The organism is Leptothoe sp. LEGE 181152, from assembly GCF_032906605.1.
GTDB lineage: Bacteria > Cyanobacteriota > Cyanobacteriia > Phormidesmidales > Phormidesmidaceae > Leptothoe > Leptothoe turfae.
In genome coordinates this window covers 25,520-48,905 of the sequence record NZ_JASATU010000058.1, presented here as the reverse complement: position 1 = coordinate 48,905, position 23,386 = coordinate 25,520, and the positions used below count along the sequence as shown (strand labels likewise).

The window sequence follows — 23,386 nt, the reverse complement described above, 5'->3', positions numbered from 1 at the left end:
TGGGACAATGCGGGGGTGCAACCAGGGCGTCCTCAGACCTCGACCTGCCGGTTTACCGTAGCGGCAATGCTGGGTGAGGACGAGGACAGGATTTAGACCAGAATTAGCAGTTGCGATCGCCCAAGGTGCCATCGGGTAGCACCGTGTCACAGATAATCGCCTCTGCCCAGGTAGCCCCACGCAGATTTGCGCCCTTGAGATTGGCTCCACGCCAATCAGCATCACCAATGACGGCAGCCGTCAGGTCCGCCTTCTGAAGATTCGCCCCCTGAAAATTCGCCCCTTCAATATTGGCCTGGGTCAGCACAGTCCCCGTCAGATCGGCCCCGCGCAGATCAGCGCCCTGTAAACGGGCACCGTTCATGGAGGCACCCGCAAGATTCGCCTCACGCAGATCAGCGCCCTGTAGTGCCGTCAGCATCAAATTAGCTTCTTGCAAATTGGTCTTGCTTAAATTTGCATCGGAAAGCTCTGCAATTTTGAGGTTGACCCGAGCAAAATCTTCCCCTGACAGATCAGCCTCATTAAGGATGCAGACAGGACAGTCCCTCAGCTCTAACAGCATGTCCACATCATCTTGAATGTACGCCCAGCCAGGAGACGCAAAACTCAATAGCCCCAAAAAAATAATTGATAGTGCCCCAAAGACCGCCCCAAAGCCCGTCGCCAACGATTTTAAGTTCATCCTTTTTCCAAGTGTGAATTCAGACTGGTTCCAGACATCGATGTCACCTACTCCATCCTAAGAGCTGACGGACTTCTCAACCAGCAACCCTATAACAATGGCACCATAACAATGGCACCAGACCCATAGCATTTTCCCATCCATTGGCAGCCGATATGCATGGCCGCCATAGGAAATCTCAGCCATACCCAGTATCTGAAAACACCTACAAAAAGCAGCATTCCGTGCATTGCCAATGTGCTAGCCAAGCCTAGACTCCGATGGGTGTTGAATTTTGTTTACGTTCAAAGTTTTTGTGCATTTTTTACAAAAATCTAAGTAAAGTAAAGTACAACCGTCTATCTACGTAGGTGTATCTCATCCCGTTGAGATACGACCATAGGGTGCTTCTACTCGTTCAGATTCACAAAATCTAATATTTATAACAGCAGGTTTGTGTCATGACCGGGGTTAAGCAACAGCTTGTCCTTATCTACATGATTTTGGGCACAGTTATACTCTCGATGTTTGTTCCCATCGACTGGCAAACCCAAGCTAAAGTCCTGCGGGACTGCATTATCATGGCTTGGGTGGTGGGTGTTGTTAATTTTGCCTACCTAGGAGGTGGCTTAAATCGGTTACTGGGCATTCGTCCCCGTGCACCGTTAGGGCTATTGGGTATTATATTTTCCCCTCTCCTCCATCGCAATGCTGGGCATTTGATTGCCAACACACTGCCCTTTGCCATTTTAGGTTGGCTCGTCCTACTGCAAGGTATCGACAATTTTTATGCCATCAGCCTGGCGATTTTGTTGGTAAGTGGCTTAGGCACCTGGATTTTTGGCCGTTCTGCCATTCACCTGGGAGCCAGCGGTTTAATTTTCGGATATCTGGGCTATTTAATCGCGCGAGGATATCTAGAAGTCACCCTTATGACTATTGGATTAGCATTTGTCGTCATGCTGCTCTATGGTGATCAGTTTTGGACCATGCTACCAGATTCAGAAGAGACCACATTGTCGTGGGAGGCTCATATGTTTGGTTTTTTAGGAGGCGTACTTGCGGCCTATAATCCTATTTTTCTAGAGCAACTTAATAGATTTCTAGCAAGCTTATAAAAGCTTTTTATAAGCTCTTTTGCAACTTTCTATAAACCTGTCAAAAAACGGCTATGACAGCACCTCAACTGTCATAGCCGTTTGTTTAGTTGTAGTTTAGATTGGTTTAATCAATCTGTTCCCAGTATTGACTACATGACTTATTTGACGCCTAAAAATCATTTTTTTGAGTAGGCGCTATTAGCCATGGGTTACATAACAGTTAATGTGTCCCCCTTACCCCTTATCAACCCAGGGATTAAGTAGATGGGTTCCATAACTTGCTCATTTTTGTAGTAAATACTGTGTTAGAAAAGGCCAAGTTAACCAATGGGGGTATCCACCATGAAGGCTGTTGCAATTGCGAGTGCGCTCATTTCTCTCGGTGCCATCATTAGTCCGGCTCTGGCTCAAGAGACTACTGTTGAGCAGACTGAACCTGTTATTGTCGCCCAGACCGAGCAAACCCTGAACACTACCGTTAGTAGCGACGAAACACTTTACCTAAATAAAGATGAAGTCCATGAATACAACCTCGTATTAGAAGACCGCACGTCCATTGGCGATCGCTTCTTGCCAGAAGGCAGCATTATTCGAGGGCAGTTTGAGCCAGTGGACGGCGGACTCCGCTATGTGGCAACGTCTGCCGAGGTAGGAGACCGCATCTTTGACATTGATGCCACATCTGAAACTCTCGCCGATCGCAAAGACCCACGCCAAACTGACGTTGGCGACATTATCGAAGATGCAGCCATCGGTGCAGCAGGGGGATTGATTGTGGGTGAAATCCTTGGGGATATTGACTTCCTAGAGATTTTAGGGGGTGCCGCAGCGGGGGTTGTTGTGGGCAACGTCACAGCACCTAGCGTCGTTGTCATTGAGCCTGATCAATCGATCCTGTTGTATCAAGACTAGGCAGGGTTAATGAAGCTTGCAACTTAGCAGAATGTTATCTTTCGCAAGCATAATTAGTGCTCTAGCATATTTAGATACAGACTATAACTGCGGCAAAAATCTTCTTTTGCCGCAGTTTTTTGCCATTATTGATTTAGACAATAAATCTAGCTACAAGATACCCTAACGGTCTGGCTAACGGTCTGGGTTCAACCGATAAAGTCACCCCAAAAATCAACCAGGCCGTTAATGATTTTCACCTTTAGTATTCTCTGTTAAGAGTATAAAACCTTTATCTGTCAGAGAGCTACACTGGAAGTCTGGCGGGCAAAAATCGTTAAATCGATTTTTATATGGTGAGAGATTGTTGTTTATCCCTCACCACTCACCATTCACCACTCACCACATAGGTAACTGTGAGTCACTGGTATCAACTGGAAGCCGATGTCGTGGCACGGCAGATTAACAGCGATCTAGAGGACGGATTAACCACTGCAACAGCTCAACAGCGGTTGTTGCGAGATGGTCCGAATGAGCTCATGGCGGCCAAGGGTAAATCTCCCTGGCAGGTACTGTGGGGTCAGATCAGTGAACCCCTGGTGGTGATGTTGATTGTGGCAGCAGTTATTTCTGGAATAGTGGGGGATTTACGCGATGCGATCGCAATTCTCGCCATCGTCATTTTTAATGCAACCTTAGGATTTCGCCAAGAACGCAAGGCCGAACGCGCCCTGGCTGCCCTCAAAAAGCTAGCCGTACCAACAGTGCGTGTCAAACGGGATGGTCAGATCCAGGAATGCTCCATGGCCTCTGTTGTACGCGGCGACTTAGTGCTTCTAGAAACTGGCAACGTTGTTCCTGCCGATGGACGCTTAGTGGAAACAGTGAACCTCCAGGTGCAAGAAGCGACCCTGACGGGTGAGAGTGCCCCCGTAGACAAACAGGCATCCGCTGTGTTGACGGAGGAACAACCCCTCGGTGACCGCTGCAACATGGTTTACCACAGTACCACCATCACCCGTGGTCGCGGTACTTTTGTGGTGACCGAAACCGGTATGGAGACTGAGATTGGCCACATTGCCCGGATGCTGCAGTCAGTTGATGTGGAGGCCACACCTCTACAAAAACGTTTGGCCCAGCTTGGCAAGGTTCTCGGTGCAGGAGCCATTGCCATTTCCCTGGTGATTGCCACCATGGGCTTTATCCAGGGAGAACCGCTACGGCAAATGCTGATCACCGCCGTTAGCATTGCCGTAGCCGCTGTGCCCGAAGGACTGCCAGCGGTCGTCACCATTGCCCTGGCCCTAGGGGCAGAGCGTATGCTCAAGCGCCAAGCACTGATTCGCCATTTACCAGCGGTCGAAACGTTGGGTTCGGTAACAACAATTTGTTCTGACAAAACCGGTACCCTCACGGCAAACCGCATGACGGTCACCGTATTGGACATGGCTGGCAAACCAGTGGCACTGGAGGATGCCCTGAATAATCCGTCCCTGAGTCTGTTATTGCTGAGCGGTGCCCTATGTAATGACGCCTCTTTAGATAATGACCAAGCCATTGGCGACCCCACTGAAGCTGCCCTAATCACAGCTGCCGCTCAATTGGGATTACCCAAACGCAAGCTCGATCAGCTGTGGCCCCGCATCGACGAGGTCCCCTTTGACTCAGACCGCAAGCGCATGACCACCTACCACCGCTGTGAACAACCGTTGCCAACCTTCCTACAACAGACATGGCAGCAGGTAGCTCCCAGTCATACCAATACCGTTGTTTTTAGTAAAGGGGCACTCCACAGCCTCATACCCACCCTAGATCGGGTGTGGGTTGATGATCAGGTACAACCCCTCACAGACGATCTGCGCCTGCAAATTTGCAGTGCCCATGATCATCTAGCCAATCAGGGGTTGCGGGTGCTGGGTCTGGCCTTCCGTCCCTTGGCCAGTGCTCCAGAAAAACTGGAGCATCAGCTGGTATTTCTCGGCATGATGGGTCTGATGGATCCTGCCCGTCCAGAGGTTAAGGATGCCATTGGCCTCTGCCAAACCGCTGGTATCCAGGTGGTGATGATTACCGGCGATCACCCCTTAACGGCCAAACACATTGCCCAGGACTTAGGCATTGGCAGCAATCCCCTACTCACAGGCCAGGACCTCAGCAAAATGCCCGTCGATGAATTGGAGACCGTCGTCACCAAGATCGGGGTCTATGCACGGGTCACACCAGAAGACAAGCTGAAAATTGTTCAAGCTCTACAGCGACGCGGTCACATTGTTGCCATGACGGGCGATGGTGTCAACGACGCTCCGGCCCTAAAACAGGCCGACATTGGTGTCGCCATGGGTATCACCGGCACCGACGTCGCTAAAGAAGCCGCAGACATTGTGCTACAAGACGACAACTTTGCCTCCATTGTTGCTGCGGTCAGGGAAGGGCGGGTGATCTATGACAATATTCGCAAGTTTATCAAGTACACGCTGGCAGGGAATGTGGGCCAGTTATGGTTGTTGTTTTTAGCACCATTCTTGGGGATGCCGATTCCGTTGGTGCCCATCCAGATTTTATGGATCAACTTAATTGCCGATGGTTTATTAGCCCTGGCGCTGAGTTTTGAACCAGCGGAACAACGCGTCATGGAAAGACCGCCCTACCATCCCAATGAAAGTATTTTTAGCCGAGGCATGGGAACGGATATCCTATGGATTGGTTTATTCTTGGGTCTGATTTTAATTCTCGTTGCCTATGACTACCAAAGTAGCGGCAACCCTGCCTGGCAAACCATGGTATTTACAACCCTGGCATTTTCTCGCATTGCCCTGTCAGAGGGAGTGCGTTCTTCATCAGAGTCTCTGTTTCGAATTGGTCTACTATCCAATACAAAACTTTTAGGGGCAGTGATTGTCACCTTCTGCCTACAGCTGGTGGTAATTTATGTGCCCGTATGCCAGGTCTTTTTCTCAACCGTAGCTTTGAATGGACAGGAATTTGCGATCGCACTTCTCCTAGGCACAGTCATTTTCTGGGCCGTAGAATTTAAAAAGGCATTATTTCGATAGAATTTTCCCTATAGGTCTTCAGTCCCATTGTCATTTCTTAGAAGACATTATGAGATTTTTTTTAGAATCACAATCATAGCCATCTCTTCTTATATTCGTTCTGAGTTCTTAATTATGCACTTTCGTACATGTTAAGATTAAACATATTTACGCGCTAACATGAGTGGCGTTTCCATAAAGAGAACGAGTATTTTGAAAATCATGCCGTCTGTTTAGCATAATTTAGACAACGCACAAGGTTTTCTGTAGGCAAAAGATTAATAGAGAGGCCAAGTAGAACTGTGATCTACTTTATTGCGGCATGGGGCATTTTATCCGTTATCAGTTGGCTTATTGGCATCGCGATCATTATCGGATTACAAGCAGATTGTTTTGATCGCATCGGTGATCGCATGATGGCAGCCTTTTGGTTAGGGCTTGTTTTATTAGCCAATGGCCTACTTTTAATCTCACTAGCGCTACCACTTTCTCCCATCGCAGGTTTAGCCGTTGCAATGGGAGTGGGTCTACCGCTACTCTGTTGGCCCGCCATCAGGGCCGAAATTTATCACCTCTGGCAAGCCAGATCGCCAGCTATGGTTTCAGCTGTCATGGGCTGGACCGTTCTGATAGCCATCTACATGACAACAAAGGTGACCTGGTTTGATACAGGGCTCTATCATTTTGGAGCGGTTCGCTGGTTATCCAAGTTTGGCACCGTCCCTGGCCTGGCCCTAGTGTTAAACAATCTTGGTTTCACGTCCTCATGGTTTGCCCTAGCTGCCCCCTTAACCCTGGAGTCTGTGGCATCTCGCGTCACCGCTGTGGCTAATGGCTGGGTGTTTTTGATCATTACCTGCCATGGGTTTCTTTCTTTGGGGCGTTGGTTCATGGGCAAGGCAAGAATCACCGACAAGTTTATGGTGATTTTTCTGGGGCTAGTCCTACCAGCCATGATCCTGAGTCCATTTTTAGAAACCATTCTCATCTCCTCTTCACCCGACATTCCGGTCATATTTCTCTCTGGCATTATGGCCTGGAGCATTCTAGCAGTGGTGAACCGACCTCAGCCCTCTGGGAAAATAACAGATGCCAATCCTTGGAATGCCTCTCTCATTCCGTTATTCCTTGCCTTGGGTGCAATAGCCATTAAACTATCGGCACTGCCGCTCTTGCCCGTTGCACTGCTGTTTTATTGGCAGCGGCAATTCCCAAATTTTCGGCGTTTATTGATTGGATGTGTGCTCTCGTTGCTACTTTTAACGCCGCTCATAGTAGTCAGCATTGTGACTTCAGGATGTCCTCTTTACCCGTCTTCTATGCTGTGTGTAAATGTACCCTGGCGGGTACCCACAGAAGTCATCGACAAAGCGGTAGAGGTGATTACCTTTTGGGAGCATAACTTTGGAGATATTCCCCCTGGCCCCAGCCGTTTTCTATGGCAGCTATGGGAGTGGCTACAATTCTCCCACTTTAATATTGTCATGCTGATACTCATGGTACTGTCAGCGGTTCTGGCATTACCCACTTTCGTGTTAGCGCGCAAACAGAAGATTTATGGTACCCCATGGCTGTTGTGCTGCAGCGTCATCGGCATGGTATTCGTCATGGTGCGTGCCCCAATGGTGCGCTTTGGTTTGGGTTATTTTGTAACGATTCCAGCCATTGGCACGGCTGTGCTGAGCACCGCCTATATTGCCAAATCTAAGTGGCAGCTAGATTTCTCAGGGTTTAACATCCGCAAATATTTGCCCCAAGCCTTGTTTGTAGGCTTAGGATTGACTGCAGCTCTAATTCTATTTAAGCCAGCGATCCAAGCTCGTTTGCTACTGCCACCAAAGATGCCGAGTACCGGTTTACAGGCAAGGCAATCCTATGACGTTCAATATGTAAAACCAGCGAATGACAACAGCATTAAATGTTGGGATGCGCCCATCCCTTGCACTTACAATGAGCTTAATATTCGCTTACGCAATCCAGCTCGTGGTCTGCGAGGGGGATTTATACCGGCAGAGTAAGGGTTCTTCTAGGAAGAAGAAGTTGCTGTCACTGTAGAGGTGGTAGACCGCTGTTTATATTTCTCCCAGGCAAAGCCAACCACATTGGCTACTTGAGATATGAAGAATAGTCCTGAGAGACTAAAAGAGCGCAATCCTTGATCCCTGGTGAACGGATAGGTTAGCAGTTGAAAATAAAATGTCAGTGGCTCCACCTGCATCGGTTTGGCCTGACGCTGACTGCGAACTCTGTTAAAATGGAACGCCCCGCGACCATAGTTAAAATGTTGCCGCCAAAAGGACGCTAAGGTGAGATTGTGGGCATGCTTTAGCTGCATTTTAGGGGCATAGTGCATAAAAAAGCCGTGGTGCCGCCAGCGATCGCAAAATTCTCGATCTTCTCCAGCCGCTAACGGAAAGCTGGTGTCAAAGCCCTTGAGCTGTTGATAGATATCCCGGGGCATCGCAAAGTTATTAGATGCAAAAAATGTAGCTTCCCCTTTTCCCGGGTTGTAATAATCGTAAATGTAGTCAATCAGCAACTGACTCGCCGTCGCGCACAGGTTATCGGGTAGAGCATTCAGGGTACGTCCACCAATCAGAGCATTGGGCACCTGTTTACAAGCAACTGCAAGAGCCGTAAGCCAGTCAGGGGCGGGCTGACAATCATCATCCGTGAACACCAGATAATGTCCCTGGGCAGCAGCAGCCCCAGTATTACGGGCAGCGGCAGGACCTGCATTTTGCTGCTGAATCAAGCGCAGTGACAGCAATGACGAGAACTTCTCAGTCACTGAAGTTAAGGGCATGCGACTGCCATCGTCAACCACAACAATCTCAAAACAATCCCTTGGATAGTCCAAGCGAACAAGGCTATGCAGACATTGCTCTAAACAGTCAGGGCGATTATAGGTCGGGATAATAATAGAGAATTCAGGGGAACTCATAACAACAACGATGACGACAACGACGATTACTGTTCTAGAGAGCTATCACTCAAAACTAAACACTCAAAACTCAAACTTGCCCCTAGCTTAATGAGTGCTGCCAACACCGACAGCCGTAGTTTGTAGCAAATGCTGCCCCAAACGGCGAGCCAGGGCCAAGATGGTAAATGTGGGTGAATAGGAGGGGCCAGTGGGAAATACCGCCGAGCTAGCAACATAGAGATTCTCCATCCCGAAGACTCGACAGTTAGGATCAACCACACCTGCCTCAGGGCGACTGGCCATGCGCGTAGTCCCCATCTGGTGGGCGGCATCTGTCATAGTTTCTAAGCTGGGCGGATCATCACCAAAGTCAAACGTCCCTAAACCTACGTCAGCAAAGCGTTTGGTTAAGAGCTGTAGGGTCTCTGCCATAGAACGACGATCGTGATCGGTGAAGCACCAGTCCACCTGTAGCTTACGCTGACCGAGCACATCACAGTCCGTGGCCAATTTCACGCGACTGCCCTGCTGTGGAGCCTGCTCAGTCACGAACTTGACGCGATAATTGGCGACAATGCCATTACCATCTCGACAGATCGGACGCCCCCGCAAGATGCGTCCTAGACGCTCTCTCACCCCTTCATAAATCGGCTGTAGATACAACACATGTTCCAGCAGTTCTTGCTTACGCTGGGTCTCATCATCAAGGGCAAAGCATACACAAAATCTTGGTTTCGGGGCATATTGCAACTCGTGGGCATAGTGTTGGGCTAAGGGACCCGGTCGTAATTTACCAGTATGGTGCTTGGGGTGATCGGTGTAGAAGCGCCCAACAAGGTCATGGGTATTACCAATGCCACCGGGGATTTGCCGGTCAGATGCCAATAACAGGCGCGCTGTTTCAAATGCCCCGGTGGCCAAGACAATGGAATCTCCCTTTACCACCCGTTCTCGGCCTTCGAGGGACCGACAAACCACGGCTGACACCCGCTGGCAAGCGTCATCGAGTTTTAGCTCCGTGGCCGTTGCCCCCAGGACAACTTTTAAATTTTGGGATTGCCGCATCTCACCACCAAACCGGATGGCTGTGCGGGTGGGGGTTTCCTCCCAATAAAAACTGCTCATTTTCAAACCACCCGCCGATAGTTTGGAACGAAAGGCCATAATCTCGGGCCGGATGGCCTCTGCCTCTAAATCACCAAAGCCATAGTCCTGGGCAGCAGAACGGTAGTGTTCTAAGAGATCGTCATAACGAATGGGCCAACCGCTGTTAGCAATCCAGGATCTGCCTTCAAAGTCCCAGGGCTGTAGATATTTCCATTTACCTGTCCACACATTACTGGTGCCACCAAACTGACGTACCCGACTGACGCCGCGAAGCTCAGGCGGCAGATATTGGTGGTAGTAGGTATTGGGGTTTAATTCGCGATGGCGTTTGCCCAGGAAAATAACGTTGTTGAGGGCCTGGATTGAGGGATCAAATTTTTCCCGTCCGCTTTCTAACAGAATCACTTCTTGGCCGTGGCGGGCCAGGTGGGTAGCCACTTCGGAACCGGCTATCCCAGAGCCGACGACAACAACTTGCCCGTGCGTTTGTTCACCCAGTTCGAGAATATCGGTAATCATATAATCTCCGTGTGAAACAATTTGGATAAGGAACGCTTACTGCAGCTTGTTGATCAATGCTGAAATGAAAAATTTGCCTTGGGTATACCCTCCAGGCAATGCCAGCCAAATACAGATGTAGATTAAGAAATAAATCAGACCGGTGACCAGCAGCCTCACAATTAACAGAGCGATGGTCGGCATGGGCAACTGCACCAGATAAAGCAAAGCTGCTGAGAGAAGAGAGGCGATGGCAGGTCGCCACACAGCCCCCATAAAGTCGCCCAGGGTAATGGGGGATTGGTGCACACAGTAAACCACTGCAGGGTAGCTCAACAGGCACATACCGACGGTATACCCAACGGCAACGCCATAGGCTCCCCATTGGACACCGATTGCGATCGCAACAATCATTACCGGCGTGTGGATCAGACTCCAGCAAAACTGTCGTTGGGTTTTGGCAGCCGACACATAAATCCACTTAGTCACACGATAGATGCAGCCCACAAACACCGCCACAATTAGCACGCGAAACATGGGCACAATCTCCAGCCACTGTTCCCCCAGCATCAACAGCGTGACATCGCCAGCGGTCATAAACATGTAAGCCAGCGCCGGCAGACAGACAGCAAAGATCAGCAACAATCCTCGCCGACAGTAGAGGCGATAACGCTCCGGCTCGGATAAACTGCGGCTCAAACTGGACACTGCTACATCAAACAGTGGGTAGTAAATCTGCCAAAACGGGAAATAGGCCCACTTATAGGCCATGGAATAAAATCCCAGGGAGCTGGCCCCGCCCACATAGCCTAACAGTACCCGATCCATCTTCATGCCCACGCGACTGATGCAGCGAAACCCGGTCAGATGTAGCCCATAGGACAGGGTAGAACGCAGATCTTTTTGAAAGTGGGCAGTATTGACCGTGCGCTGGGGACGCCAGTCGCAGTAAAGCCAGTAGGCAATGCCTTTTGTCACCTGCAGGGTGGTCAACTGCAGCACTAAGGCCCAGTAACCCAGTCCTAGCCAGGCGGTTGCGATCGCAACCACTGTACTCACCCCTAACGCCACCAACTCAATGGTGGTCAGCAGTTCAAACTGCATTTGTCGTTTTAACAGCGATAGATGCTGAAACGACAAACACAGACTGGCCACCCCAATGGCCAGACACAACAGGATGTGAGTTATTTCTGGCTGACCATAAAACTGGGCAACAAGGGGGGCCGTCAACACCATGCCACCAATGATTAGGGCATTGATTTTCAAAGAAAGCCAAAAGATGGTACTGGCCTGCTCAGGATTAAACTCCTGTCGCTGAACCGTAGCGGTTTCTAAGCCCATGTTGCTGAGACTATCCACAATACTCAGCAGTGGCTGCACCATCGCCAACAGACCAAAATCAGCTGGTACCAAGAGACGGGCCAGCACCATGGTGCCACCAATGCCGATGCCCAACTTTAGGGGTTGAGCCGCCACGGTCACCAAACCAGATCGCAGTGAGCGCTGATTTAAGTTGGCTTTCAGGTCCGTCGTTTCAAAGTGACGATTGGGTTTGGTCATAGGGCTACGCTCCGGGCATACACAGCCTAAAGCGAGTTTTTAGAAGAGAGAGACACTTCAAAAACTGCCTTTTGTAGGGAGACCCCAACCGCAGGAGGATGTGTATGGGGTGAATCATCAAAGCGCGCCCCAGCGCTTTTGCTGCCAGCCAAGACTGACCGCTTCTTTGCAGCATATCGGCATGGTTAAACACAAAATCAGCGACTGTTTTGCGAGAATGGCTGGTAAACAGGTCATGGTGTTTTGAGAGAAGCCGCTCAAAATTATGCTGTCGACGGCGTGAATTAGACGACACCCGCACCCCAGCATGGGCCGATAGATGATAAGTCACCTCTGGAATACCCCATAGGGAACAGACAGGATTGAGTCGTAAAAACAATTCAGTATGCACCCGTGAGCTAAAACTCGGATCAAAACCGCCCATCCCCAACAGCACCTCCCGCTCTACCACCAGGGTTTGCTTTGAGAAAAAGGACTCTCCCGGTTGAATCTCTTCTAAACAAAAGTGGGACCCTCGGGGCAGCGTTGGCGGTAGGTGAGTTTCGATGCCATTGCCCTGGGTGTTGACAATGGTCAACCCAAATAACAACGCAACCGGCTCAGGCAAAGCTTGGGGTATGTGCTGTGTCGCCGCCATCGCTTTTTCAGCCATATCCGGCAGCAAGACATCATCGTCATCTAAGTAGGTAATCCAGCGCCCCCTTGCTTCCTTAGCACCGTGGTTGCGGGCAGCGGCTCCTCCTTGATTGGGCTGACGCACTACCCTGAGACAATCCTGTGGTGGCAGCACCACCGCTGGTTGAGAGCCATCATCCACAACAATGACTTCCATATCCGTGAGGGTTTGGTTTAAGGCACTATTAACAGCCCTAGATAACAGCTCAGGGCGGTTGTAAGTAGGAATAATGATGCTGAGTAATGGGGCGCTCATGACGACAATACCTCCGGATAAACCATGGCATCATCGGCATATGTGGCCTGTACCTGCTGGTAGAGAGCAATAAACCTTTCGGTGCGCGCATTCTCACTAAAGTGAGCCAGGGCTCGGGTTCTGCCCAAATCCCCCATACGTTCTGCCAAGTCTTGGTTCTGCAATATCTGGGTGAGATAGACAGCCATCGCCTCCACATCCCCAGGCGGGACCGCAAAGCCGGTGACAGAGTGCTCAATGATTTCTGGCTGTGCCCCCACCGCACTAACGATAACGGCGGTCCCCCGCATCATGGCTTCTGTGGTCACATTGCCAAAGGGCTCTGACCAAAGGGACGGCACCACCTGTACCCAGGCCCGATCAAACTGACGCTCCATGTCTGAACGCGACAGGTGACCTAGCCAGGTAATGTTGTCGGCCACCCCCAGCTCCGTAGCCAGGTCTCGCAGCTCAGGTTCTGACTTGCCCTGGCCAGCGATCAGCAGACGGGCATGGGAGACTTGGGTGGTTGCGATCGCAAATGCCCGAATCAAAACCTGAATCCCTTTTTCAGGGACTAGTCGGCCTGCATAGGCCACAGTGGGTGGAGCACTCAGGGGCGGTCGCCGCTCTCTCACTGGGACACCGTTGTGAATCACCTCTGCTGGTAACCCAGCCTGCATAAGCTCTGCTTTCATCGCATAGCTCAGGGCCACAATCCGGTCAATGGCAGATCGCCATCGCTGCCACAGCCGCCACTGCACCATCAACACCAACCACGTTTTCGGCGTTAAACACCCTGATGACAAACACACTCGACCTGGAGAAACCTGACAGGGGTTTCCATCTGGTAACAAGTTAGTCCCCGCCGGGCAAATGGCCTTGTAAACAGCAGTCTGATAGATACAGGGAATCCCCTTAAGCAAGGGCAAAATCAATGGCGATAGCTGCCAGAGAAACATGCGAATATGCACCACATCAGGCTGAAACGATTGCAGCACCTGCCGCAACTGCCAGTAAGCAGATGGATTAGCCGTCTGGGTCAACACTTGAAGTGTAGAATTCGTGCCAAAACAAACATTATCCGCCAATTGAGGATAGCCCTCAACTGGCATGGCATTACTGGCAAACAAACGCACCTGATGTCCGCGCTCAGTTAACCCTTGACGCAGGGACAGCATCTGCAATTCCGCGCCACCCGTTGCGGTGCCATAGTCATGCAGCAGAAGAATTTTCATCAATTTTATTTTGGAGAATTCCTAATGATGGCGTTGTCGCAACATGCAAGCCCTGATCCCCCATGGAAAGATTTAACCATTTGCGAGCATGGCGATCGGTTAAATACTTGTTGAGGACACGATCAATAGGTGTGAATAGGCCATACATAAAGATCTTTTCTAAAAACCGATCCTTCACCAGCCCAAACGTTGCCTTCTCAAAAAATCGATGCTTAAACATCCCCAGCGTCAGACGGTCTAATAACGGTGAGAGAATCATCCGCCGTCGCCGCCAACCCAGGGCTTTATGCTTCTGCGTAAAGTACGCATCTTCAGATAGATTCCACTTCTGCTTCAGATGCTCTAGGCTGATTGTTTCCCAAGTATCACTCCAGCGCAGCATATAGAAGTGCAAGTCCGCCCAGTTCCAGCTAATCCCTGGTACATAGGTAATCACAGAACTGGGCTCAAAATAAATGGATCTGCCTGCCTCTGTCACTGCCATACACAGGTCCACATGTTCCTTGGTGTTGAGAAACCTCTCATCCAGAGGCCCCATTTTTTCAAAGACATCCATGCTAACTAACATGCAGTGAAACTCCACCAGTTCCGCCGTGCTTCGCTGCAGTTTAGACAGAGTGTCAACTACCCGCTGCCCCTGGCGAGTCATCTTCTCGCGCAGTCGCCGTCGCCCTTTCACATCGATAATAATGCGAGCCACACCATTGGCAAAGTGAATGGTTTCATGCACAGGCTCATCCTGGCAGGTGAGGGGGCCCACAATGGCAGCATTGGTTTCTTCAGCGCACTGCACCAAAGCCTCTAGCCACCCTGGAGAGACCACAACATCATTGTCAACAAAGGCTACATAGGGCGTCTTGACCTGGGCTAAACCAATATTCCTCGACTGATTAGGCGTGAGCATATGATCTACACGAATCAACTCAAAGGATTTTTCCTTAGCTTGAATCTCCAGGTACTCTTGGACGGGCTTTGGGGAACCACCATCTACATACACCAGTTCAAACGGCAGCTGAGTGTGCTCATAAATACTTTCTAAAGAGGTTTGAGCATAGCTAAACCGTTCTCGTGGCGAGACCACAATTGTGACATTGGGTTGATTCATAGATTCAATATCTTCCAATTTTTCAGTACTCCGATAAAGTATCTATCGCTTACCCTCCTTAAGCTGCACGGGATAGCGGTTTAAGTTCGGCCACAGGCTGGGTCGATTTTTTCTTGAGCTGTGACCACTCCTGATCGGTAAAGTTCTCATGGTAAGAGCGCTCTACGTTGATATTCCAGATATCATGCTCCTCACCGAGAATATTCCTCGCCGCCAGCAAAGCTGAGAGCATGGAATGATCCTGATTGTTATAGCGGTGCATACCGTTGCGTCCTACGGTTTGCAAATTCTCAAAACCGCGAATATAGTCTTCTAGCACCTTTAAGTGACGGCGATACTCGCCGTCGTACACCGGATATGCCTTATATTGACGAATTACACACCCATCCTCCACATCACGTGCTTTCACTCCCAAATTAAGCTTTGCGATTTCCCGAGAAGCAAACTCAATCATCTGGGAGTCGGTCATCTCCCAAATCTCATCCCCCTGGCTGCAAAAATATTCCATACCTAAACAGGTTTTGCTGGGGTCAGGCACCATCGCCACACTCCAGTTTTTGAAGTTTTGAATACGACCTACCTTAAATTCAGGGCTGTGAATATAAAGCCAGTTGTCTGGAAAAAGCCGAACCCGATCGATGACCAAGGAAACAATCAGAAAGTCACGGTATTTTAGGCCACGCGCTGCCTCTAAAACGTAATTAGGGGGCGGGGGATCCATTCGATGGACCAGTGCCGTAATCGGCATTGAACTCACAAAGTGATCGCCCACTAGCTCAAAGTTGCGATCGCCTTGTTTCGCTAGCACCCTAGTCAAACGATTGCCTTCTCGTTCAACGCGCACTACTTCTGTATTAAGATGCACCGGAATCTCATTATCTTCTAAAATTTCTTGGCACCGCTCCCACATCATGCCAGGCCCCAAACGGGGATAGTCAAATGTTTTAATAAGACTTTTCGAATTCTTACTACCAAACAGTGCGTTAATGACAGCTTCCTTCAAAGACAGATTCTTAATCCGCTGCGCCGCCCAGTCTGCTCGAATTTGGTTACAGGGAATCCCCCACACCTTCTCTGTATAGGTCTTAAAAAAGATTCGATACAGCCTTGCTCCGAAACAGTCCGTCACCCAGTCTTCAAAAGTCTGGGGTTCTCCACTCAACCCTAAATATCTTTTGAGCTTTGCTTTCAAATAGCTCATTACAATTAAAAAACTACGAATGAATCCTAAATTTCTCAGGGTCTTGAAAATGGAAATAGGATAATCATAGAACTTACCATCGTAGTAAATTCGGGATAGCCTCGGCGTTTGAATAAAGTCATCCCCTAAAATCTCTTGCCAGATAGCCTTCACTTCACCCACTTTAGTGAAGAAACGATGCCCACCAATATCAAACCTATATCCTTTATAGCTTTCAGTACGGGAGATACCGCCTACTTTATCAGCCTTTTCAAGCACAATAGACTTAACATTATGCTTCATCAACTCGTAACTAGACGTCAACCCTGCCGGTCCACCACCAATAACGATTACAGGAACGGTACTATCTTCTACAGCTCTGGGCTCCATCGGTTATAAACTCCAAATTAGCCAAATATATGTGTGTTCTTAAATCTGTGTTCAACCGAGCCCCGGTTTTCGCAAATCTCGCACTTGTGCTACCTTGAACGACGAACTCCCGACAACACTAAAGGCTCTGGCAGTCGTAGGAAACGCCCTAAACAATGTTGCAATAGGACAAAGGCAAATGCACCTCCTCCATAGAAGAAGTAAAACCAATGCCACGGGATAACGCGTAAGGCAAATAGCAAACCCCGCTTAGCATAGAAAAATCGATAGACATCAACGTTAATCAGCAGTAATCCCAATGCTGTTGCTGCTGTCAACCACCAAAGCCAGGGAAAGAACAAACCAGCTAGCGACGTGCCTATTAGGCCAAATACACCGATCACACTCAAACGATTGGCATAGCTGAGATTTAAATCAGCATCAAAACGGTTTTCACTCAAAAGCAGAGCTGTCCAAGGAAGCGCTCTGTAAAAAAAATCTGCTTTGAGTAGGGATATGGGCTCCCATCGCTTTAGGTGCTTGACTTGAATATCCTTAAAGAGGCGAATATCATAGCCCATTTGCTTAAGGCGATAGCCTAGCTCGATATCTTCAATACAAGGCTTGACATAGTCCTCATCAAAGCCGCCAACTGCTAGAAACACTGAACGGCGAATAGCACCACAGGCCCCCCAAAATGTTGAAGCAATTTCAGAAGAAACTTGATGGGTATAATGATGAAAGAGATTCTTATATTGAGATAAAAAGTTCTCTGCACCTGGCGAATCATCATAGGAGCCAATCAAGGCTGCTAAATCAGACCGCTCTTGAAACCGCTGCTCCACTAAGCTCAATGTGTCTGGATGCAGGGTTACATCCGCATCCATGAAAAAGATGATATCGCCGTGAGCAGTCTGTGCACCAATATTTCTGGCTCGAGCTGGGCCTCCTGACTGCGGCAATCGCAACACCATCGCGCCAAAGTTTTTAGCCACTTGCCAAGAGCCATCCGTATCTCCATCAGAGACAACAACAATCTCATCTGGAACTCGGAGGCTTTGTTTTATGCTAGCCAAACACTCATAAAATCCTTCTCCACCATTATAGACAGGAATTACAACTGAGATGTTGATTGAAGACATGCTCACCTTGAAGCGTCAAATATCAAAAAAACAAATCCATCATTTAGCAAACAAGCTTATTATTTTCTACAAATGAGCAAGCTGAAATGACACTCCATCAAGGAGAAGACTCTTCCGAACCAGAGCCTTCTCCTTAGCTCAAGAGCAAGCAAAGGGCCAAAACACCTTTTTTTTGCGATTCAAAGATGTGAAATCTTGAAATCAGACACAAACGCCATTCTCATCAGAGTGAATAGCGTTAACTCTAATTCAGAGTTAGAAATTTTCTCCTTACTAATATATCCACTTTTATGGCCTTAAATGGACTGCTTGACCAGAAGAAGACTTTTGACAGCCAACAATCAAAATTTAGAACCTTCCCAAAAAGAGTTCACTTCTAGCTAAAAAGCTAAGAAGAGGCCTAAAGCCAGGTTACCTAGAACAGCAAAGATGCACCCAGACAATTTTCTCCATAGAACTAGTAATTATTAAAATCTACTCCATACAAGTTGTATGGTTAGCAGAAGTATTAAAGAACTAATGAATCAAGTTCTTTCGTTGATAATAGGATGACTGAATCGGACTTTCATGAATTTGAGATGAAAGTTCTCTCATCTCAAATTTACAAGCCTATTGCTCTAAAAAGCCGAAAAACACATATCCATAGATATCTTCAGGCTTCTGGCAGGACATCAATGAACATTCCGATGCTGCTTATATTGACCTATCTGTAATACTTCGAGTATGGGAGTATTACAATGAAAAAGCTATGGCAACCATTATGACATCTGTCGTATTCTTCAACTCGACCTTACCCTCAGCTGAAGATTATTACTGATATCTATAAACTACATAAGCCTATAAAACAGTGGTTTCGGGAAATTTAACTTAGGGATTATCAGGTAAAAAAATTATGAGATTTTTTATATTCACCCTTGGCCCAAATATTTTTTAGACTAACTCCCTATCTTCTCTGCAATAGTTAAGGGAATTTCGATACAGAAGTTTGTGCCCTGGCCTACCGTAGATTGGCAATATAGTTTGCCACCATGCATTTCCGTTACAATTTGGTAGCTAATGGACAATCCTAACCCAGTCCCTTTACCTACAGGTTTTGTTGTGAAAAATGGATTAAAAATACTTGCCAAGACATCCTCAGGAATACCACGACCATTATCTGAGATTTCTACAACTAAAGTATTCTGACTCTCCTGCCAACGGGTAGAGATCTCAATTTCTGGCATCTGACCATGGTAATGCTCCAGATCATCAAAAGCATCAACAGCATTCACTAGAATATTCATAAATACCTGATTGAGATGGCTAGCATAGCAATGAATAGTTGGTAATTCGCCATAGTATTTAACAACATTGATGGTAGGTCGTTGTTTACAAGCCTTTAAACGGTGCTTCAAAATGAGTAACGCACTGTCAATTCCTTGATGGATATCCACATCTTTGATGGCAGCTTCATCCACACGGGAGAAGTTCTGCATACTCTGAACGATATCGACAATGCGGTTGGTGCCCATTTTCATGGACGCCATGATCTTAGGTAAGTCCTCTAGGATAAAATCCACTTCAATATCATCGATTTTGTTTTGAATCAGCTGTTCCGGTTCAGGGTAATGCTGTTGGTACAGCGTTAGTAACTCCAGAAGTCCCGTAATATAGTTTTGCATTGGCTCTAGATTGCTAGAGATAAAGCCCACTGGGTTATTAATTTCATGGGCAATACCCGCTGCTAACTGACCCAAGCCAGCCATCTTCTCACCCTGCACCAATCGAGCTTGAGTGCTTTTTAACGTTTCTAAGGTTTGGTTTAATTTTGCAGTCTGCTGCTGTGTCTTCCTCAACAGCTCTGCCTGCTGTAAGGCTATGCCCAGTTGAGTGCCAACTTGGGCCAGTAAGCCCACCTCATCATCATCCCAATAGCGAGGCTTAGACGTTTGATAGGCCACCAGCAAACCCCAAAGTTTTTCACCTTGGGAAATGGGCACAAAAACCTCATTACGTGGTAGCTGACCGTCTTGATCAGGTCTAGAAAATACATCTTGAATGATGGCCTGATTTGGCACAGCAGGTTGCCAGCCATCCACAATGGAGTCGGCGACAAAGGCCCCGCTCCAGTCAGCATTAAACCGATAGATAGCGACTCGATCTACTTCAAGCAGTTGACGCACCTCTTGGGTCGTTGTCGTGAAAATTATGTCAATGTCTAACGATTGACGAATTTTATCAATGGTCATGGTCAGCGCGCGCTGACGGTCTGTGGCTTTTTGTAAAGCTGCGGCTTGATCACGCACCCGGGCAACGGCCTCTGCTTGATTCAGGGCCACCCCTAACTGAGTACTTACTTGAGCTAAGAAGTCAATTTCATCGGTTTCCCAATGGCGCGGGCGAGAATTTTGACAAGCGGCCAATAACCCCCACAGCCGATTACCTTCCATGATCGGCACAATCATATAGGCACGAGCATCGGAATCAGCCAATAGTCTCATGTGGTGGGCTTTATAGTCAGTCTGATAGATATCATCAACAGCTAATGTTTCTTGGCGCGCATAACGACCTCCCTGGGTCTCCATTAAATAGGGATCTTGATTAATCCCTTGCGACCCGACTAACACAGGCCAGCCATCGGCTACAGATTCCGCCACAAACTGACCACTCCAGTCAGCGTTAAATTGATAAATAACAACTCGGTCAGTTTTAAATAATGATTGGATACTTTTGGTAGTCGTATCAAAGATCTCTTCAATTTGCAGAGAATCACGAATTGCGTTAATCGTCTGGGACAATAGCTGCTGTTGTTCAAGCGCTAGCTCACGCGAAGAAACATGAGCCAACTGAGCTGCTTGCAACCGTAACTGCTCCACCTGACTCCATTGCTCAAGGGCCACACCCAAATGCTTAGCAATCTGATCGATAAATTCAATCTCAGACAACTGCCACTGTCGAGGACCTTGACAATGATGAATACAGAGTAGTCCCCATAATTCATCACCATTCATAATGGGTGAGACCACATTGGCCTTAATACCCAAACGCTCTAATTTTTGAACATCGTCATTCTGGATATCACCCTCAAAGATGTTATGGGAGATGTACATGCGTCCTTCCTGATAAAGTGGAGCATATCTCTCACCAAAATGTCGATCATAGACTTTCTCTTCTAAGATCGATGAAATGCCTTCACCACAGTCTTCAGCAACAAACTGCCCTTCCCAATATTGTTCGTTTTGGAAGAAGAAAATACCCACCTGATCTGCTTTCAGCAGATGCCTAACTTCTTGAGCAGTGGTTTGGAAAATGGTTTCTAAATCCAGGGATTCACGAATACGGGTAATCACACCTGTCAGAGATTTTTGTTGTTCAGTTTGATAGCGTAGCTGCTCTAGCAGCTTAAGCTGTTGCAAGGCAAAGCTTAAATACTCAACAATTTTCTGAACAAATTTAATATCATCTAAACTCCAATGGCGAACATGCTCACACTGATGAACGCACAGTAATCCCCAAAGCTGCTCACCTTGCGAAATAGGAACAGCAAGGCTTGCCCTGACCTCAAATCGTTCTAAAACATTGATATAGTCGCCACTCAGCTGAGTCGTGTAAATATCGGTTATGATCTGAACTTGTCTTTCATCATACTGATCGGCAAATTGTGTCTCAAAGCTATGCTCATATACTCGCTGAGTTAAAACAGAGCGCCAATCCTCTGATACATCTTCAGAGACAAACTCTCCCTCCCAATCTTGATCAGGCGTGAATTGGAATATAGCAACTCGATCGGCTTCTAAAAGCTGTTTAATTTCAGTGGTAACAGATTGAAATAAGACGCCTATATCAAGGGACTGGCGAATCTTGCTAATGGTTTTAGCAATAGCTTTTTCGCGATTAATATTATTGGAAAACACCTTCGTTTGAGAATACGATTGAGAAATATTCTCTGTCTGTTGTACTGAGTCCTTGAGCCGTTCAACAATTTGCTGAACCAAACCAATTTCTTCAGCAGACCACAATCGGGGAGACTGGCAGTGATGCAGACACAATATTCCCCATAAGGACCGATGTTTGAGAATGGGCACCGCCAAACTAGCTCGCACCTGTAGTTGTTCTAGAATATCTACATGCTGAGGGCTTAAATCAGCGGTGTAAATATCTGCTACAGCCTCTACATGCCCCAGATGATACTGAACTTGTCCATCTCCAAAATATTCATAGCATTCTTCTGTGAGCAAGGACCCACACCCTTCAACCACAGCTTCAACAATGAACTCACCGTGCCAGCTTTTATCTGGATAAAACCGAAAAATAGAAACGCGATCTATATTCAGAAGCTGTCTAACTTCTGTTGTCGTATCTTTAAAGATAGTGTCAAGATCTAATGGGTGACCAGAATCACAAAGGTTATCTGCCAAATCCTTTTCTTTCTGGGAGTCCCCAGCGGCAACCGTTTGGTAACTGATGGGTTGTTTTGCGTTGCTAAATCTGGGGATGGATTGCATTTCATCCGAGCCTGTTAATACCTTTTTCCTTAGGGATGTAGATATTCAGAGAATTTACACTATAAAGTGTTAGCCAAAAAAGTGTTAGCAAACTCACTCATTGTAGATTCAAGCATCCCATAACCTGGCAGTGGCACCTTTGGACAGACCGGATCAAAGCGTTGATAGTTCCATAGTTCGTAAGCCTAGACATTCCGGTAACGAGAGGTCAGTGGGAAGATCTAGTGGGCGGCACCTCAGTAAAATACGGCCTCAGTCTGTTAAAACGATGCGATGATGAGGATGACTTGACTATGCAGCCTCATTAGTATGGTTATTCGAAAAACCGTCTCCTTCAACCAGATTGAACTGTCATATCTAGACTGGCAAACTGATGGTGAACCCGTTTTGCTGCTCCATGGGTTAGCGGATCATGCCTTGGGTTGGTCAGCAGTGGGAGAGCACATAGCCCAGCACTATCATCCGGTTGCTGTGGATATGCGAGGACATGGGCAAAGCAGTAAACCCAATGACGGTTATGACTTTGATACGGTGATGGGCGATCTGGTACAGCTGATGGAGCATCTGGGCTGGTCAGCAGCTCACATTGTCGGACATTCCTGGTCAGGGAAGGTGGCCACCTACTGGGCCACCCGGCAACCGGAGCACTTTTTGACGATGGTGTTGGTAGACCCAATTTTTGTATATGGGATGCCGGGCATTTTTCGACTGACATTTCCACTATTTTATGGGATCCTGCCGTTTTTAAAGGGCATGGGACCGTTTGCAGATTGGGATGCTGCTATCCAACAGGGCAAACAAATGAAGCAGTACCGAGATTGGAATAGTTTACAGGAAGCTGTTTTTCGGGAGAGTTTGGCAGAGAACCCAGATGGGACTATGGGTAGTAAGTTCACTAAGGCCGCACGGGATGAGATTTTTGATGCGGTGTTGCGAGTACCGGGACTGACCCAGGAGATTCAGGTGCCCAGTTTGTTTATGCAGCCGCAAGCTGGTGTAAATCGGTTTGACTGGCAGCTAAAGCCTTATCGGAAATATTTAAAGAATTTGAGGGTTGAGACAATTCCTGGAAACCATTGGGCATTTTTGGTTGAACCGGAAAATTTTAGCAAAACATTGATTGATTTCCTAGCGTAAAAGATTTTTTGTAGGGGCGCACAGCTGTGCACCCCTACAATCC

General features: G+C 47.9%; 15 protein-coding genes. 5 read left to right on the top strand and 10 right to left on the bottom strand.

What is annotated here, in order from left to right; all coding sequences use genetic code 11:
* Positions 1-103: 103 nt before the first annotated feature.
* Positions 104-685: a pentapeptide repeat-containing protein gene (locus QGP82_RS25930; RefSeq protein WP_163665913.1), complete on the bottom strand. Its 582-nt coding sequence runs from the start codon at positions 683-685 to the stop codon at positions 104-106.
* Between the two features lie 440 nt (positions 686-1,125).
* On the opposite strand from QGP82_RS25930, the gene QGP82_RS25925 reads away from it, so the two are divergent.
* The 4 genes from QGP82_RS25925 to QGP82_RS25910 all read left to right on the top strand — a co-directional run bounded on the left by QGP82_RS25925 (position 1,126) and on the right by QGP82_RS25910 (position 7,705).
* Positions 1,126-1,782, top strand: coding sequence for a rhomboid family intramembrane serine protease (locus QGP82_RS25925; protein ID WP_163665915.1), 657 nt, complete (start codon positions 1,126-1,128; stop codon positions 1,780-1,782).
* A 324-nt stretch (positions 1,783-2,106) separates the two neighbouring features.
* Positions 2,107-2,676, top strand: a complete 570-nt coding sequence (locus QGP82_RS25920) for a hypothetical protein (RefSeq protein ID WP_250565008.1) — start codon at positions 2,107-2,109, stop codon at positions 2,674-2,676.
* Between the two features lie 395 nt (positions 2,677-3,071).
* Positions 3,072-5,708: a calcium-translocating P-type ATPase, PMCA-type gene (locus QGP82_RS25915; RefSeq protein ID WP_499061465.1), complete on the top strand. Its 2,637-nt coding sequence runs from the start codon at positions 3,072-3,074 to the stop codon at positions 5,706-5,708.
* Between the two features lie 281 nt (positions 5,709-5,989).
* On the top strand, positions 5,990-7,705 hold the full coding sequence (locus QGP82_RS25910; RefSeq protein WP_499061464.1) for an LIC_10190 family membrane protein: 1,716 nt from the start codon (positions 5,990-5,992) through the stop codon (positions 7,703-7,705).
* Between the two features lie 8 nt (positions 7,706-7,713).
* Here the strand turns inward: QGP82_RS25910 and QGP82_RS25905 are convergent, their stop codons facing one another.
* The 9 genes from QGP82_RS25905 to QGP82_RS25865 form a co-directional block, all read right to left on the bottom strand.
* Positions 7,714-8,631: a glycosyltransferase family 2 protein gene (locus QGP82_RS25905; RefSeq protein WP_499061463.1), complete on the bottom strand. Its 918-nt coding sequence runs from the start codon at positions 8,629-8,631 to the stop codon at positions 7,714-7,716.
* Between the two features lie 87 nt (positions 8,632-8,718).
* A complete protein-coding gene (locus QGP82_RS25900) occupies positions 8,719-10,239 on the bottom strand; it encodes a GMC oxidoreductase (RefSeq protein WP_499061462.1) in 1,521 nt (506 codons plus the stop codon).
* Positions 10,240-10,275: 36 nt separating this feature from the next.
* Positions 10,276-11,778: a lipopolysaccharide biosynthesis protein gene (locus tag QGP82_RS25895; protein WP_499061461.1), complete on the bottom strand. Its 1,503-nt coding sequence runs from the start codon at positions 11,776-11,778 to the stop codon at positions 10,276-10,278.
* A gap of 4 nt (positions 11,779-11,782) precedes the next feature.
* A complete protein-coding gene (locus tag QGP82_RS25890) occupies positions 11,783-12,709 on the bottom strand; it encodes a glycosyltransferase family 2 protein (protein ID WP_163665929.1) in 927 nt (308 codons plus the stop codon).
* On the bottom strand, positions 12,706-13,926 hold the full coding sequence (locus QGP82_RS25885; protein ID WP_163665931.1) for a glycosyltransferase family 4 protein: 1,221 nt from the start codon (positions 13,924-13,926) through the stop codon (positions 12,706-12,708). The genes QGP82_RS25890 and QGP82_RS25885 overlap by 4 nt, the downstream gene beginning before the upstream one ends.
* A complete protein-coding gene (locus tag QGP82_RS25880; RefSeq protein ID WP_163671711.1) occupies positions 13,904-15,031 on the bottom strand; it encodes a glycosyltransferase family 2 protein in 1,128 nt (375 codons plus the stop codon). The genes QGP82_RS25885 and QGP82_RS25880 overlap by 23 nt, the downstream gene beginning before the upstream one ends.
* A gap of 58 nt (positions 15,032-15,089) precedes the next feature.
* Entirely contained in the window at positions 15,090-16,601 is a 1,512-nt protein-coding gene (locus QGP82_RS25875; RefSeq protein WP_163665934.1) for an NAD(P)/FAD-dependent oxidoreductase, read from the bottom strand.
* Between the two features lie 89 nt (positions 16,602-16,690).
* On the bottom strand, positions 16,691-17,722 hold the full coding sequence (locus tag QGP82_RS25870; RefSeq protein WP_163665936.1) for a glycosyltransferase family 2 protein: 1,032 nt from the start codon (positions 17,720-17,722) through the stop codon (positions 16,691-16,693).
* 935 nt (positions 17,723-18,657) lie between these two features.
* Entirely contained in the window at positions 18,658-22,206 is a 3,549-nt protein-coding gene (locus tag QGP82_RS25865) for a GAF domain-containing sensor histidine kinase (RefSeq protein WP_499061460.1), read from the bottom strand.
* Between the two features lie 309 nt (positions 22,207-22,515).
* Between QGP82_RS25865 and QGP82_RS25860 the strand changes: the two genes are divergently transcribed.
* Entirely contained in the window at positions 22,516-23,343 is an 828-nt protein-coding gene (locus QGP82_RS25860; RefSeq protein WP_163665940.1) for an alpha/beta fold hydrolase, read from the top strand.
* The last annotated feature ends 43 nt before the right edge of the window (positions 23,344-23,386 follow it).